This window comes from Maribellus sp. YY47, assembly GCF_023111095.1.
Classification (GTDB): Bacteria; Bacteroidota; Bacteroidia; order Bacteroidales; family Prolixibacteraceae; genus Draconibacterium.
Window position 1 is genome coordinate 50,232 of sequence record NZ_JALGYW010000006.1, and the last position, 16,121, is coordinate 66,352.

Consider the following 16,121-nt stretch of genomic DNA (forward strand, 5'->3'; position numbering starts at 1 on the left):
ACCTTTTTTGGTTTATGATTGAGTAATGCTATGCTTCAAACGAATCTACCTTACGGTAAGCTTCAATAAGGGCCAGTTCGCCTTCTTTTCCACCAATGCTTTTTCCATGTTCGCAACACAAGGTCCCGTTGTAACCTTTATCGTAAATGTGTTTGAATATATTTTTGTAGTTGATCTCTCCGGTAGTAGGTTCTTTTCTGCCCGGATTATCGCCAATGTGGAAAGCTCCGATATAATCCCAACAAAGATCAATGTTCATAATCAGGTTTCCTTCAGTAATTTGCTGATGGTACATGTCGTCCACAATTTTGCAGCTCGGATGATTTACGGCAACGCAAATCATTTTTGCCTGCGACATTTTAGTTAGGAAAAGTCGTGGATGATCTACCTGATGATTCAGCGGTTCAAGAACCAGTTCCAATCCTGTTTTGCCGGCAATTTCACAGCAGGCACGCATGTTTTCAACAACATTGAGGGTTTGGTAATCCCAGTCCATCTTTTCGTCGTAAATTCCCGGAGTGATCAGCCCGGTCTTAGCACCGGTTCTTTTCTGAACTTCAACAGCTTCGGCTGTTTTTGTTTGCAGTAACTTTCGGACTTCCGGATCGTTGGTTACCATGTATTTAGCCCCATGATCAGCATAAACGATAAACGGACCCAAATCCAATCCGAGTCGGGCCAGCTCGTTCGCAATTTTTTCCTGCATTTCAGGTGTTCTGCCGGCCAGGCCATTGTCGAAAACTGCCCGGAAGCCCTGATCGGCAATGAATTTAATGTTTTCAATCGGATCGTTTCCTACATGGTTACTGAACATGCCAAGCCCCGGAGCATACTTTAATTTGAATTTTGCAGCATTCGAACTTTCGGCGGCTGTCGCAGAAGTGCCTAACATGGTGCCCAGGCCACTCAAAGCTATACTACTGGCGGCAGTGTTCTTGATAAAGTTTCTTCTTTTCATCGTAAATATGGTTTAAAAATAATTCACTGGTCAATTAGCTTTAAAAGTAAAGAATATTCTCAAAAGAACTTCAGTTACATCGCTTCTTTGATGCGAAAATGCAAATCTGAACCTTCTGTTTATTATGCTTCATTTTAGTGGTAATTATTTAGAGAAACAGCGGATTTGCCGGATCGGCTTTGGAAGATGTTGATTTGTATGCCTTTAAGTTGATTTCAAAAGCAATTGGTATATCCGCGCCCGGCTTTGCCTCTGTCCCGGGATGCTCTATCGCATCCCGGTAGCTAAATTAACAATACTAAATTTAGTAGGTAAGAGCGTGTAAAAAGTTTGATTACTGGAACAAACTATTTGCATTCATCGAACTCACCGTTCATCACTTTTTTGACAGCATTGAGGTATCCGTATCCGTTTAACATATCGGGCAACAGGTAGCTGCCTTCCACCCATTCGTTCCAGGCGTTAATGGTAATCAGCCTGGGTTGTTCGGGGTGACTGTCGGCATATTTTTTAGCTTTTGAAAGTAAGGCTGCAAAACTTTCAGGCGTATTGTGGTAATGTACCACGTCGTTTATGCCTTTTGCAGGAAAGCGTGGGGTATCGTCCCAGCCAATGGAAACACAGGGGAACAGGGGCACGTTTAGGATCGAATCCATTTGTGTTCTGATTTTTACGGAGTTGGCGCCGTAAGCTAAATAATCTTCTTTCATCCCACCCATATTGTACATGGCAACACTGTTGAATCCCATTTTAGTTACGTTCTCTGAAAATTGATCAGCAGCCTCTTTCGACATGATGGAGCCTCCGCCTTGATTCCACTGAATATGCAGCCCCGGGAATCCGGCTTTTTTTACTTCCTCCCTGAAATAGTCGAGCGCTTTTCGGGCTTCTTCCACGCTTCCTCCAAAACCTTCGAGCAAGTTGCCGATACTGAAAATAGAAAATACCGGTTTGCCATCGATTTTGAAATAATTGGGCTGGTTGAAATATTGCTTAATTACCCTGTCAACAATAATTTTAAAATTGTCCCAGTCTACGGCACCGTCCCATAGCAGCGAGGTATCGTCTTTAAATTTGTGCACATTCCAGTAGTTGCGTTTTACATCGTGGTTGGCCCACATGATATAAAACTGCATGTCGGAATTGTTTTTTGCTTTCAGGAAGCCATCGTTGAGGGCGCTTTCCAGGAAAGGGCCTCCATCGAACCAGTACCAGTCGAAAACAAAAATATTTACGCCATGACTGGTTGCTGCATCAATCCATTTCTCCATTACGCGAGGGTCGTTGTCCAGTTCGTACCCCCAAAGCGGTTGACGCGGCTGGTAATGTCCTTCGAAGCGCGGATTTCCTTTTTTTATTACTTCCCACTCGCCAGTTCCTTCGGGCCACAGCATATCGCCAAAGCGTTCATCGTGGTGGCACGACGGCCAGATGTAAGCAGCTACATAATAGTCGTTGTTCTCAGCCGTTACGTTAGCCGGTTTTTCGGGTTGGCTGCAATTTATCAGGAGTGCCGAGCTTAAAAAAATCAGAGCAAAGAGGAAGTACTTCGGGTTTAGTCTTGTCCTTTTCATTTTTTGGTTTAGTTTTTAATGATGATTCAGGTATATATAGCGCCTGATACACGGTTGATTAAACACTGACAGTATTTTGTGTTGTGCAAAATATAGCAGGCACCTAAATATACTTAATATAATGTGAGTTCGATCTGAGCGAATGTATAAATTTCTATTTGATCGAGGATTTCCTTTATTCTCAGGCGAGCTTTCTAGGTGAAAGCGAACAGGTAATCAGATGTTCCGGAACAGCTTGCGACTCCTGAATATTTTTCATAATTTAGACATTAGTTAAAAACCACAGCACGATTAATCCCGTTTATCGTTTCAATTTTTAACTGGCTCTGTTCACCTTATCCTTGAGGAGGTATGTACACCGGCCTGTATAAGACAAGCGATAAAGAGGCCGCCCCTGGCCTTCGAAACTTCGGACGGCCCACAGTTGACAACGAAACTCTTCGTTATGGTAACCGCCTAAATTAATAATTCGTCCATCCTCAACAATCTTATGGAAGATCATGATCATCTGACGAAAGATGATGATTCTACCCTGGAGGTAAAAAACGCTGAAAGTCACGCTTGAAATTTTCAGAGAAGTATATGTCTTTTAGTCGTTAATAATTCTGCTTCCCCACCAATTATTTCCCGGATTAAAATCAGGCGACAAGAATTCGAGGCGTTGTTTTTCGAGCTGAGGCCATCGCTTTTTGATAACCTGTTGCAGGTATTGCTCTCCCTTTTCTGCCGTCCACTCCGGGTCGCGCGAAGGGTATTTGGCTCCCATCTCATTCAACTGAACGAAAAGCTCTTCATTCAATTGTTTAACCAGCCCGGGATGGTCGGCGGAAACATCGCTGGTTTCAGCCTTGTCATCCTTCAGATTGTAAAGTTCTTCGTGCCCGTCTTCGTAATAATGGATCAGTTTCCAGTCGCCCTTTCTAATAATCGACGACGGTTCTCCTCCCTGGTTTCCGTAGTGTGGGTAGTGCCAGATGAGCGCCCGTTCGGCAATGCTTTCTCCTTTTAACAAAGGGAGCAAACTCACGCCATCGGTATGTTCTTCGGGCTTAAGATCTGCTCCGGCAAGTTCGAGGAGGGTAGGGTAAAAATCGGTTCCGCTAACGGGAGTGTTGCATGTTTGCCCGTTGCCCATTCCCGGGACTTTTATAAAATAAGGTTCGCGGATTCCGCCTTCAAACTGGTAGCCTTTGCCTGCACGAAGCGGCAGGTTTGAGGTAGCGAAAGCATCGCCGGCAGCGACTCCTCCGTTGTCAGAGGTAAAAATTACGATGGTGTTTTCTGAAAGCCCCAGTTCATCGAGTGTATTCAGCACATAGCCAACTGCGTCGTCCATCGATTCAACTAAACCGGCATAAACCGGATTGTCTTGAATCTGCCGGATCGGGAAGAAATGGCCCATTTCGAATCCACTTTCAGCAATACCCAAATCTTCGGCTTTCTGACGGTACTTGGCCCACTTTTCCTGCGTAGTTTGAATCGGTCCGTGAACGGCGTAGAATGAGAGGAAGGCAAAAAAGGAAGTGTCGCGGTTACTTCTGATAAAATTAGCTGTTTCTTTTGCCAGTCGCATCGTCAGGTTTTCTCCGTCGGGGCCGTTTTCGAGGTTGGGGTTGGTCCACGGGGCAAAGTAGCCGCCAATCGGGCTTCCTTTGTCCCAGCCCCCCTTGTTGATGTCAAAGCCATGGTCTTCGGGCCACGAGCCCTTGTCGCCCAGATGCCATTTTCCTGCAAAAAAGGTTCTGTATCCGGCTTCTTTCATGGCTTCAGGTAAAGTTATGTAGTCTTTGTTTAAAGCGTGATTGTACTCCGGAGGAAGCAATTGATTGGAACGTCCTGCATTTCTCCAGTCTTCTCCTGTAGGTGCGCCAATCCAGTCGGTAATTCCATGGCGTGCGGTAAATTTCCCCGTCATGATGCTGGCTCTCGACGGACTGCAAACCTGGCAGGCAGCATATCCATCGGTGAAAATCATACCTTCATTGGCAATCCGGTCGATATTGGGCGTTTCGTAAAATTTACTTCCGGTTACGCTCAAATCGTGATAGCCATAGTCATCGGCCAGAATAAACAACACATTGGGTTTTGCTTTTTCCGGTGTTTGGTGTGAACAGGAAATGAGCGAGAGTGTCGTTATCAGTATCCCAATTCCCGTTTTCCAGTATGAATTTCTTAGTATCATCGCATTTTATTTTTGAAACGGGAATACTTCAGAAGGCGTACGGGCATTTTCCATCAGCGCTTCGAGTTCCTGAACCACCTCCGGGTGATCAGCTGCTACGTTGTTTTCTTCTCCCGGATCACTTGCCAGATTGTAGAGCTCAGTGGTCATTTTTTCGGGATGATTGACATTGTAATGTATAAGCTTCCAATCGCCTTGTCGGAGAGCTTTCCGGCCTCCCATTTCGTGGAATTCCCAATAAAGATAATCGTGTTCTTTTTGATCTTTGCCAAGAAGGGTGGGCAGGAATGATATGCCATCGATGTTTTCAGGAACCTCGGCTCCGGTTAATTCACCCACGGTAGGAAATACATCCCAAAAGGCTGAAATGTGATCGCTTTTGCTTCCGGCTTTAATTTTATTGCCCCAAACGGCAATCATCGGGACACGGATTCCTCCTTCATACAAATCACGTTTGTAGCCTTTAAAAGGTCCGTTGGAGTTAAAGAAGTCCGGATCGGCGCCACCTTCCATGTGTGGGCCGTTGTCGGAGGTGAAAATGATGAGTGTATTGTCGTAAACTCCCAGTTCTTTGAGCTTGGCAATAATCTCGCCTACCTGCATATCGAGGTAATCAACCATGGCAGCGAAAGCCGCATGGGCCTCAGGTTGCGAGCCATATCCTCCTACTTTGTAATTATCTCCGTCATCCACGCCCTTGAAATTTTTTTCGGGATCAAATTTTCCCCTGAATTTTGCGATGTATTCTTCCGTGGCAAACAGTTCTGCATGAGGAATAATAGAGGGATAATACATAAAGAAAGGCTTGTCTTTGTTGTCGTCCAGGAACTTTAGCGCTTGTTTGTGAATGACTTCAGGCGCATATTCCTTGGTTTGTTTACCGGCATTTCCTTCGAGTATTACTTTCTCCTGATTGTGCCAAAGGTGATAGGGATAATAGTTGTGCCCCATTCTTTGGCAATTGTATCCGAAAAATTCATCAAAACCCTGCATGTTCGGATCTCCTTCGGAGCCGGGATAACCGAGTCCCCATTTACCGAATGCGCCAGTTACGTATCCGTCATTTTTTAAGGCTTCAGCCATGGTAATTGCGTCGGCTTGCATGGGGTATTGCCCCTCCGGTTTCCATTCTTTGTTGCCCCGGATGAATGTGTGCCCGGTGGTTTGTCCTGTCATTAACGAAGAACGAGAAGGTGCGCAAACCGTACAGCCTGCGTAATGTTGGGTAAACTGCATTCCCGATTCTGCAAGCTGATCAATATTGGGAGTCTGAAAATGTGTTTGACCATAGCAGCTCAAATCTCCCCAACCCAGATCATCGGCCAAAATGTAAACAATATTAGGTTTTGTTACCTCTGAACTTTCTGGTCTGGTTTGGGTTGTGCACGAATTCAGGAAAACTGAAATCAGAAAAATGAACAGGATTGACTTTTGCATTTTTTTGAAAATTATAGTTGAATTTATATCGATTTTAATTCAACAGTTCCCGTTTCCAGGTTCTCACCTGTTACCTCAAGGGTGATGGCTCCGGCTTCTTCCAGCGACTGAACGGTTACCACCAATTTTCCGTTGAAAGCTTTCATCGTTGGCAGGTGAAACATCTCTAAGGATGTGGCATCGCCGTTACATGCCACTTTGTATTTTCCGGCTCCGCTTACCTTAAAATGAAGTGGGTTTCCGGCATTCGGGCAAAGGTTTCCATCTTTATCAACTATCGAAACGGTAACATAGCTGAGATCCATTCCATCTGCAGCAATCTCCTTTCTGTCGGCTTCCAATACGAGGTGATGAGGCGCTCCGGCAGTGTGTATTTCCTTTTCCAATGCCGGTTTCCCGGAATCATCAAGTGCTACTACTTTTATTGTTCCCGGTTCGTATTTTACATCCCTCCACATCAGCCGATTCCGCTTAAGAAGGGAGTCTTTGTTTTTATGTTGTACGCCCATGCTTTTGCCGTTTACAAATAACTCGGCACTGTTGTAACTGGTGTATGCGAAAACAGGAATTGTTTCGCCTTCGCGGCCTTCCCAGTTCCAGTGCGGCAGGACATGAAGGGTGGGTTCTTTGGTGTTCCATCGGCTGCGATAAAGGTAGTATCGGTCTTTGGGAAGCCCGGCCAGATCACAGATTCCGAAGTATGAACTTCTCGATGGCCAGTATTCATCATAGGGAGTGGGTTCGCCCAGATAGTCGAAACCTGTCCAGACAAACTCTCCGATTACCCAATCAAAGTCGTCCTGCCAATAGAAATCCTCATCTGGAATATTTGACCACCAGCAGGCTTCGAGGTCGTACGACGAACATTGACCGTCGGGATAGGTTTTTTGCTTTAATTCTTCCACCGGGAATTTGTATACTCCACGTGAACTAACCGTGGATGCGGTTTCGGAACCCAGAATAAATCCTTGCGGGAAACGTTCGTAAGCTTCGTTGTAAAGCGGCAGGCGATAGTTTAACCCGGGAATATCCCAAATGGCGCCAAAACCGTTTTTCAAGGTGTTGGCCACCTGGTCCATCCCCACGGTAACCGGTCGGGTAGGGTCTTCGCGATGAAAAATATCCTGAAGCCATTTTCCCCGTTTTATTCCTTCGTTTCCCCATTGGTCGGGGACTTCGTTGCCGGCACTCCACATAACAATACAAGGGTGATTACGCGTTGCGCGAACCAGGTTTACCACATCTTTTTCGGCATATTCATCAAAAAAGCGATGGTAGCCGTTTTTTACTTTTGGGCGTTTCCATTCATCAAAACTTTCAGCGAGGAACAAAAATCCCATTTCGTCGCAAAGCTCGAGCTGTTCGAGTGACGGCATGTTGTGTGACGAACGCATGGCATTGCAGCCCATGTCCTTTAAAATCGTGAGCTGGCGTTTTAGTGCAGCTTTGTTAACCGCGGCACCCAACGGTCCCAGGTCGTGATGAAGGCAGACTCCTTTAAACTTGGTGGCTTTGCCGTTTAATATTAGTCCTTTGCCGCGTTCGTATTTTACATCGCGTATTCCAAAGCGAATCGTTTGTTCGTCTTTTAGTTGGCTTCCCGAGTAAAGCTTCATGGAAGCGTAATACAGGTGAGGAGTTTCGGTGTCCCATATTTTGGGTTGGGTGACGGCCAGGTTTTGCGCGGTCTTGTTGCCAAATAGCTGTTCGGAACTGGCTGAAGCAACCATTTTCCCGTCTTCGTCCCTGATTTCGGTAACCACTTTAATATCCTTGCCGTCAATTTCAGAGGTGATATTCACTTGTGCATGGTCTTCCGACACAAAAGGAGTGGTGATAAAAGTGCCCCATTGCTTAAAGCTGGTGTCGTTTTTTACAATGAGCTGAACTTTGCGGTACAAGCCTGCTCCGGGATACCATCGGGAAGATTCTCCCTGATTTTCGAGTCGCACCGCCAAAAGATTTTCTGTGCCTGGATGGAGGAACTGCGTAATATCGAAATAGAAATAGGCGTAGCCGTACTTCCACTCGCCCACTTTGTTTCCGTTAACAAACACTTGCGGTTCGGCCATGGCTCCGTCGAAAACCAGCAATACTTTATTCCCTTTTTGTAATTCGGGGACTTCGAAACTATTGCGATACCAGCCTACGCCGATATATGGCAGAGCACCTGTTCTTCCGGTTTTTTCGGTGGCTGTTTTTTCCTGATTTTGCTCAATTTGAACGGTTTGTTTGTCGATTTCCTTATCGAAGGGACCTTTGATTGCCCAATCGTGCGGAATTCTCACTGTTTCCCAGTCGTCGGTATTCAACCCTGCGGCCTGGCCGTTTTCAATATCCTGGTTGATGAATTTCCAACCTTCATCAAGCGTGTAAACTTTACGGGTGGCTTGATCAGTGGCACATGCAGAAAGCAGGCAGATGATAGCAAAAAAGTATATTATTGGTTTCATTGGATGATTCGTTTTAGTTTTGGTTTTATTTCAATTTTGAACGTTTCGTTTTCAAAAACAAATAGTGGAACGGATATTCACCGATTAAAATTTCGGTACGAAATTGATTAATGGCAAATATGGGAACTTTCCGTGAAACTATCTTCCGATTGCACTATTTCATTAAGAGGAAACGTCTTATCCCGATCAACGCGGGAAAGGCTGAGACGCAAGTTCTCAGGCGCGTTTAAGCGGCAGGCTAAAAGAAAAAAGACTGCCCTCTCCCGGTGTGCTGCTCACCCGAATTTCTCCTCCGTTTTTTTCAACAAACTCTTTGCAAAGAATCAAACCAAGGCCGGTTCCTTTTTCATTGGCGGTTCCGTCTTTCTGAATCGAATATTCTACTTTGAATAACTTTTGCAGGGTGTTTTCATCCATTCCCATTCCATGATCGCGGATGCTGCATTCCAGCATTTTCCCATTTGCCGAGACCGATACGTCGATTGTATCTCCTTCGTAAGAGAATTTGATGGCATTGTTCAGTAGGTTGCGAAATATAAAATTCACCATGTTAAAATCGGCCACTACCATTTCGCGGTTTGATGGCCAGTTTATCGTCAGGTTTTTTGACTTGGCGGCTTCTTTAAAAAGAATTTCGTTGGTCGACAGTACTTTGTTGATATAAAACGGCTGTGGATCAAACTGGAGGTTCCCGGTTTGCGTACGCGACCATTCGAGGAGATTCTCGAGTAGATTGTAGCCGGAAGTAGCGGTTTGAAACATCCCTTCTATCAATGTTTCAAAGTCTTTGGAATTTTTGATGTCGCTGTTGGTGCGCAGCAGGTCGGAAATTCCGATCAGCACGTTGAACGGATTTTTCAGATCGTGCGCAATGATGGAGAAAAACTTATCTTTGGTAGCGTTAAGCTCTTTTAGTTTCTTTTCATCTTCTTCCAGCTGTTTCAGGTTTCTTTCCAGTAAAATCTTCTGTTTGTTAATGGTTTTGTAGTTTTCGTTTAATACCGCTGCATGTTTTTTTCTCAGCCAGAGGTAGTAGGCCAGGATAATAACCACAATTACGAGCAATACTGCAGCAAGTGCTGCAAAATAAAATTGAATACGGCTTTTGAATCTATCGTGTCTGTTTTTCTCTTCGGCTAATTTTGCATGCAGCTGATTTTGTTGCTGCTGTTCTTTTACGAGTTCCTGATGTTCGAATTCACCCAGTACCTGTGCAATTTTATTGGGTTGCAGCAACTGGTTCGTTTTTTCTTCGAGGTGTTGCATCTGGTAGGCTTCTTTGTACCGCCCAAGTTCGGCCAGCGCTTTTGTTTTCTCGCTAAAAATGTCGGTGTCAAGGTCGTGCCGGTCCAGCTTTTCACAATATTTCAGTGCCGTGTCAAAATAAGTCAGGGCTTCAGCATAGTTTTTTTGTTTTAAGGCCAGGCTTCCATGGAGGTAGACTACTTCAGCCTTAAGGCGCTCAAAGTTTTGCTTTTTGACCATCTTTTCTGCTTGCTCGATATTTGTTTCAGCTTCGTCCAGGTTGTCGGTTTCGAGGTAATAATAGGCAGATAAAATGATCGCATATGTTTCCATATGCGGGTCTTTCATTTCGGGTAACAACTTCAAGGTTCTTTCCAGGTTGTTCAGCGCCTCGTCCAGGTTTTTAAGTTTTATATTGACATAACACAAGCCGGTTGACAGCACTGCAATGTTGTCTTCCTGGTTTAGCCGTTCGGCAACATTCAGCGCCTTCATGTAGTAGCGGTAAGCGCTTCGGTAATCTTTTATGTATTCATAATACCAGCCAATGTTGGTGTAAGCTTCTGTTAACCCGGCGCTTTCGTAGTTTTGGTTTTCAGAAAGATTTTTAGCGATGATGGTATATTCGAGTCCTTTTACGAAGTCGGAACCATAGGAATACAAAAGACCAAGATTCAAATAGCTGGCAACCAGAAAAGTAGTGTCTTTTATCTCTTCAAAAATAACAATGGCTTTTTCAAGATTTGTGATGGCCTGTTTCCAGTTTCCGGTTAGGTCGTAACTGTAGCTGATTCGAAATAATGCAACTCCTTCTCCCTTGGTATATCCGGTTTGTTGGGCCAGATTTAATGCTTTTTCTGCGTAAAACAACGAGCTGTCATGACTTGAAAATGCAAAATAACCCGCCAATGAATTGTAATTATCGATCAGTTTGCTGGTATCGGTTTCGGTACGGCATACAGTTTTTAGTGAGTCGATCTTTTCGGTAAAGGCAAATGATGAAAAACTAAATAGCACAGCCAAACAGAAAAAAAGGAACTGTGTCGCGTGTATATATTTAATTTTCATTTAGTCATGTATTTCGGCCAAATATAACAAAATCGTAAAAATACAGGAAGCGATGACTTACGATTATAACCAATATAAATAGAGTTCAAATAACATTGTTATTTTTGCGTTTTTACAGAAAGAATTTAATTCGGGCAATAATTTGGTAGCTTACCGATTGATGTGGAATATGGCCTATATTCTTTTGTGGTATTTATAAAGAACTAAACTTTTTTTACCTTGTAGTCTGTAAAAGAAAGCAAACTGTAAATTTATATGGGAAAACAGCTTCGCTATCTGCTTTTTATAACGCTCATTGTTTTTACTTCTTGTGGGCTTTTTCGCGACAGGAAAGCTGAGAAGGAGAGAGAAATAAAATTAAAACACGACTTGCCCCAAATCCTTGATGACGGTGTGCTTAATGTAATTACATCCTATAGTGGCACCAGTTATTTTTTGTACAAGGGCCAGCCAATGGGGTACGAATATGAACTCCTAAAGCGCTTTGCAAAACATCTTGGCGTTGAGGTCAATATTAGTGTGTCGAATAATATCGACACCATGTTTTACCAACTGGGTGAAGGGAATGTGGATTTGATTGCTCACGGTCTGACCGTTACTAACGAAAGGAAGAAAAAAGTCACCTTCTCCGATTATCTTTATCTCACACACCAGGTGTTGGTGCAGCGAAAACCCGAAAATTACCGGAAAATGAAGTGGAGCGAGGTGCAGGCCTCGCTGGTTCACGATGCCATTGAGTTAATTGGAGACACGGTGTCGGTTAGCGCTAATACTTCTTATTTTGCCCGGTTGGCCAATTTGAGTGAGGAGATTGGAGGGGAAATCCATATTGATACTTTACCCGGCGATTTATCTACCGACAAGATTATTGAAATGGTGGCCAATGGTGAAATAAAGTACACCGTTGCCGACAATAATATTGCGAGTATTAACGCGTCCTATTACCCCGAACTGGATATTCGTGTACCCATAAGTTTTTCGCAACGCATGGCCTGGGCGCTGCGACCCCAAAGTAAAGAGTTGGAAAAAGCGTTAAACGAGTGGATCAAAACCATGAAAGACGGAGTGGCTTATTATGCCATTTATAACAAGTATTTTAAAAACGAACGCGATTTCAGAAGTCGTGAAAACAGTGATTTTTACAGTTTGAACAACAACCGCGTAAGTGTTTACGACGAATTGATTCAGGCCAGCGCTGACACCTTGGGGTGGGATTGGCGTTTAATGGCTTCGATGGTTTTTCAGGAATCGAAGTTTAATCCGAACCTCGAGTCGTGGGCCGGTGCGAAAGGATTGATGCAACTGATGCCTGCCACTGCCGAACGGTTTGGGGTGAAAGACCGGGCCAATCCGGAACAGAGCATTGAAGCTGCTACCAAAATTCTAAAAATATTGTGGGATCGTTTTGAAGAAATTCCCGACTCCATTCAACGCATAAAATTTACCATGGCGGCGTATAATTGTGGCTACGGTCATGTGGAAGATGCGCGTAATCTGGCCATTTTGGAAAAGCTCGATCCAAAAGTTTGGGATAAAAATGTGGAGGAGACAATGCTGAAACTGAGTTATCCTGAAAATTACAACAAGCGGGTGGTTAAATACGGGTATGTTCGTGGTGTGGAACCCTATACATACGTAAAAGAAGTTTTTGACCGGTTTGAGAATTATGTATTATTTCTTGAATAAACCGATTTATTCTATTGGTCAGGAACAATAATTTGAATAAAAAAAGCGGAGAGGTAATCTCCGCTTTTCTGTTGTATAGCTATTTGTTATTCTTTTGTTGGGTGTTGTTCGGGAAGATTTCCGGTCCATTTCCGAAGGGTATAATTGATCCGGATGGTGATCATATACATCACCGGTGAGATGATCAGGGTAAGTATGGTTGCAAAAGTTAATCCAAATACAACCGTCCACGACATGGGGCCCCAGAAGGCTACGCTTTCCCCACCTACCGAAATCTGAGGATCGAAATGTGTGTACAACGAAAAGAAGTCGAAGTTAAGTCCGATAGCCAAAGGCAGCAATCCAAGAACAGTGGTAATTGCCGTCAGTAATACCGGTCGTAAACGGGTACGTCCGGCTTCAACCAGCGCTTCACGTTGTACATCTTTTGGTAAAAATGCATCTTCAGGTAAGCCCAATTCTTCGCGTTTTCGTTGTCGGGTCAGATCGATATAGTCGATCAGTACAATACCGTTGTTGACCACGATGCCGGCCAGCGAGATGATACCAATCCCGGTCATGATCACCACAAACTCCATCTGGAAGATTCCCAGTCCAAGAAATACCCCGATGGTACTGAAAATAACGGTGGCAATAATAATTGCCGGGCGGATAAACGAGTTAAACTGTGTTACCATGATGATCATGATCAAAGCAATGGCAATCAATAAGGCAAACACCAGGAATTGCATACTTTCGGCTTGTTCCTGTTGTTCACCGGTAAACGCATAGGTATAACCTTCCGGCATCTGATAGTCTTCCAGTATCTGTGCAATACGGGCATTGATTTCGTTGGCATTGTATCCTTCGACCACTCCGGATGATATGGTGATTTCGCGTTTAAAATCGATGCGGCTGATTTTATCATAGGTAGTGGCATACTTAAAACTTGCTACCGATGAAATGGGGACGCTGTGTTCGTTTACTTTAATTCGTTGGTTCATTAAGGTTGAAACGTCATTGCGATATGCCTCGGCTAAACGCACAAATATGTCGTATTCATCTTCTCCGTCTTTGAATTTACTGGCTTCGTAACCATACAGAGCATTTCTGAAGGCCAGGGCAATTTCCTGTGTCGAAAGTTCATACAAACGGGCTTGCTCACGGTCCACTTCAATCAGCATTTCCGGCTGGTTTACATTGATGTTGAGTTTCAATTCATCAATTCCCGGAATATTATCGGCTTCAATCAGGCGAATAAAATCATCCGTTATTTTTATGAGCTGATTAAATTCATCTCCCGAAACATCTATGTTGATGGGTGCTCCGGTTGGTGGGCCGTCATCGTTTTTCTCGACATAGATTTTGGCGCCAACAAAACCATCAAGTTTTTTGCTGATTTCCTGCATGATTTTGCTGGTGTTGATTCCTTCTCGCTTTTTGTACTCTACAAACGAAACTGAAGTAAGTGATTTGTTTGGGCTCGAGTCGTTTTCGAACATCCCGCCTTTACCTACTCCCACGTTGGTGGTTACCGATTTTAGAATGCCCTTAAACGGTTCAATGGTTTCTTTAATGATGCCTTCCACCTGTCGTGACACTTCATCGGTTTTTTCAATCGAAGTTCCGAGCGGCAGTTCCATGGTGACAAAAATGGTGCTGGGATCGGTTTCTGGGAAAAAAACCATCTTTGGGTTTCCTCCAAAATAAAATCCCATGGAAAAGAACAAAAGCAGCACTGTTCCTCCCAGATAAATGTAGGGCCAGCGACCTGTAAGCGCATGACGCAGCTGACGGGTATAAACATTTTCGAGCCAAACCAGGAATTTAGTCTGAAACCAGCGTGCCAGTGGTCGCAATGCAACAAGGTTAAGCGCCATTAAGAAGGCGACTGTAATTGCCAGGTTGCCTAGCAAATAGATTTTCAGCACATAAAACACTACAGCGATTACCGCAAAAATTCCGGCGTTTCTTAGTATTTTTTTGTGATTGACTTTTTGCATGATATCCTCAATCTTCATAAAATTGGCGATGAAGGGAGGATTAAGAATCAAGGCAACAAACAAGGACGAGGCAAGTACCACGATCAAGGTACGAGGTAAAATGGCCATAAACTCACCTACCATTCCTTCCCAGGCAAGCAGCGGAAAAAACGCAGCCAGCGTTGTTAATGTCGATGAAATGATCGGGAATGCAATTTCGCTCACCCCTCTTTTGGTTGCACTCATTAGCGAATATCCCAGGCTGTAAAGCCTGTAGACGTTCTCAACTACAACTATGGCATTATCCACCAGCATCCCCAGGGCCAGTATTAGTCCATACAACACCATCGAGTTTAGCGTAACGCCCGACTGCTGCAATATCACAAACGACAGGAACATCGAGAGCGGAATAGCCAAACCTGCAAAAAGTGCGTTTCTGAATCCTAAGAAAAGGAAGAGGACAAAGGTCACCAGGATCATCCCCAGAATAATGCTGTTTTCGAGATTGGAGATGGTGTCTTCAATGTAAGTGGTCATGTCGTCGGTGACAATTACATCAAGGTTTTTGGGAATGCGGCCGCTTTCTTTCAGTGTTTCAATCCCCTTGAAAATGTTTTCAGATGCCGACAAAATGTTTTCGCCTGATTTTTTCGTGATGGAAAGCGTTACAACCGGTTTGTTGTCGAGACGGGCGATCGTGCTTTGTTCCTTGTAGCCATCGGTTACCGTTGCAATGTCGCGGATATAAACGGGTTTGCCATTGTTTACTTTAATGATGGTGTTCCGGATCTGGTTCATGTCGGTGTAGTTCGCCTCGGTGCGAATGGTACGCCTGATTTCGTCAGCGGTAAACTGCCCGGCCCCCATGGTAACGTTCTCCAGTTGAATGGCCAGCGAAACATCTTCAAAAGTAAGTTCGGTGGCGTCGAGTTTGTAGGGATCGATTTCAATCTGGATTTCTCTTTCTTCAACGCCGCGTATGTTGGCTTCTGAAACTTCGCGGTAGCTTTCAAATTCATCCTGAAGTAACTCGGCGTATTTTTTTAGCTCCCGCATACTGAATTCCCCCGAAATGTTGACGTTCATAATCGGGAATTCCGAGAGGTCAAAATCGGTTACATACGGATCACTTGGCAAATCGTCGGGTAACTCCGATTTTGCTTTGTCAACGCGGTCTTTAGTGTCCTGAAGTGCCTGCTTGATGGTAACATTGGTGTTGAATTCCACCATGATGGTACTTACATCCTGAAACGAAGCCGATGAGACCTTCTTTACGCCTTTCAGCCCTTTCAGCTCCTTTTCGATGGGGCGGGTACAAAGGTTTTCAATATCAACCGGGGAGTTTCCCGGGTACAGGGTCTGTATAAAAATATACGGAACCACAATCTCGGGCATCGCTTCGCGCGGCATCTGCTGGTACGAAAAAATACCAAAGAACACCAGCAAAAAAGTGAAAATGTAGATGGTGGTTTTATTCTTTAACGCAAGATAAGTTGGTTTGAACTTCCGCGTTATTTCGTCTTTTAATGCGTGTTTTTCTTTCTCCATTTGAATAGA

At 44.3% G+C, this 16,121-nt stretch carries 8 protein-coding genes; 1 reads left to right on the top strand and 7 read right to left on the bottom strand.

Translation table 11 applies throughout. From position 1 onward, the window contains the following. Positions 1-28: 28 nt before the first annotated feature. The 6 genes from MR764_RS06245 to MR764_RS06270 all read right to left on the bottom strand — a co-directional run bounded on the left by MR764_RS06245 (position 29) and on the right by MR764_RS06270 (position 10,917). Complete coding sequence (locus tag MR764_RS06245; RefSeq protein WP_247978546.1) at positions 29-958, bottom strand: TIM barrel protein; 930 nt, start codon at positions 956-958, stop codon at positions 29-31. 347 nt (positions 959-1,305) lie between these two features. Next, the gene (locus MR764_RS06250; protein ID WP_247978547.1) at positions 1,306-2,532 is read right to left on the bottom strand and encodes a glycoside hydrolase family 99-like domain-containing protein; all 1,227 of its coding nucleotides are present in this window, start codon (positions 2,530-2,532) and stop codon (positions 1,306-1,308) included. A gap of 589 nt (positions 2,533-3,121) precedes the next feature. Beyond that, complete coding sequence (locus tag MR764_RS06255) at positions 3,122-4,714, bottom strand: sulfatase (protein WP_247978548.1); 1,593 nt, start codon at positions 4,712-4,714, stop codon at positions 3,122-3,124. Positions 4,715-4,720: 6 nt separating this feature from the next. Continuing rightward, complete coding sequence (locus MR764_RS06260) at positions 4,721-6,151, bottom strand: arylsulfatase (protein WP_247978549.1); 1,431 nt, start codon at positions 6,149-6,151, stop codon at positions 4,721-4,723. 23 nt (positions 6,152-6,174) lie between these two features. Further along, a complete protein-coding gene (locus MR764_RS06265) occupies positions 6,175-8,604 on the bottom strand; it encodes a glycoside hydrolase family 2 TIM barrel-domain containing protein (protein ID WP_247978550.1) in 2,430 nt (809 codons plus the stop codon). A gap of 216 nt (positions 8,605-8,820) precedes the next feature. After that, positions 8,821-10,917 (bottom strand): HAMP domain-containing sensor histidine kinase, encoded by a 2,097-nt coding sequence (locus MR764_RS06270; protein ID WP_247978551.1) that lies wholly within the window; start codon positions 10,915-10,917, stop codon positions 8,821-8,823. 255 nt (positions 10,918-11,172) lie between these two features. Between MR764_RS06270 and MR764_RS06275 the strand changes: the two genes are divergently transcribed. Beyond that, positions 11,173-12,603, top strand: a complete 1,431-nt coding sequence (locus tag MR764_RS06275) for a transporter substrate-binding domain-containing protein (RefSeq protein WP_247978552.1) — start codon at positions 11,173-11,175, stop codon at positions 12,601-12,603. An 86-nt stretch (positions 12,604-12,689) separates the two neighbouring features. Here MR764_RS06275 and MR764_RS06280 read toward each other — a convergent pair whose 3' ends face one another. Continuing rightward, positions 12,690-16,112 (bottom strand): efflux RND transporter permease subunit, encoded by a 3,423-nt coding sequence (locus MR764_RS06280; protein WP_247978553.1) that lies wholly within the window; start codon positions 16,110-16,112, stop codon positions 12,690-12,692. Between the last annotated feature and the right edge of the window lie 9 nt (positions 16,113-16,121).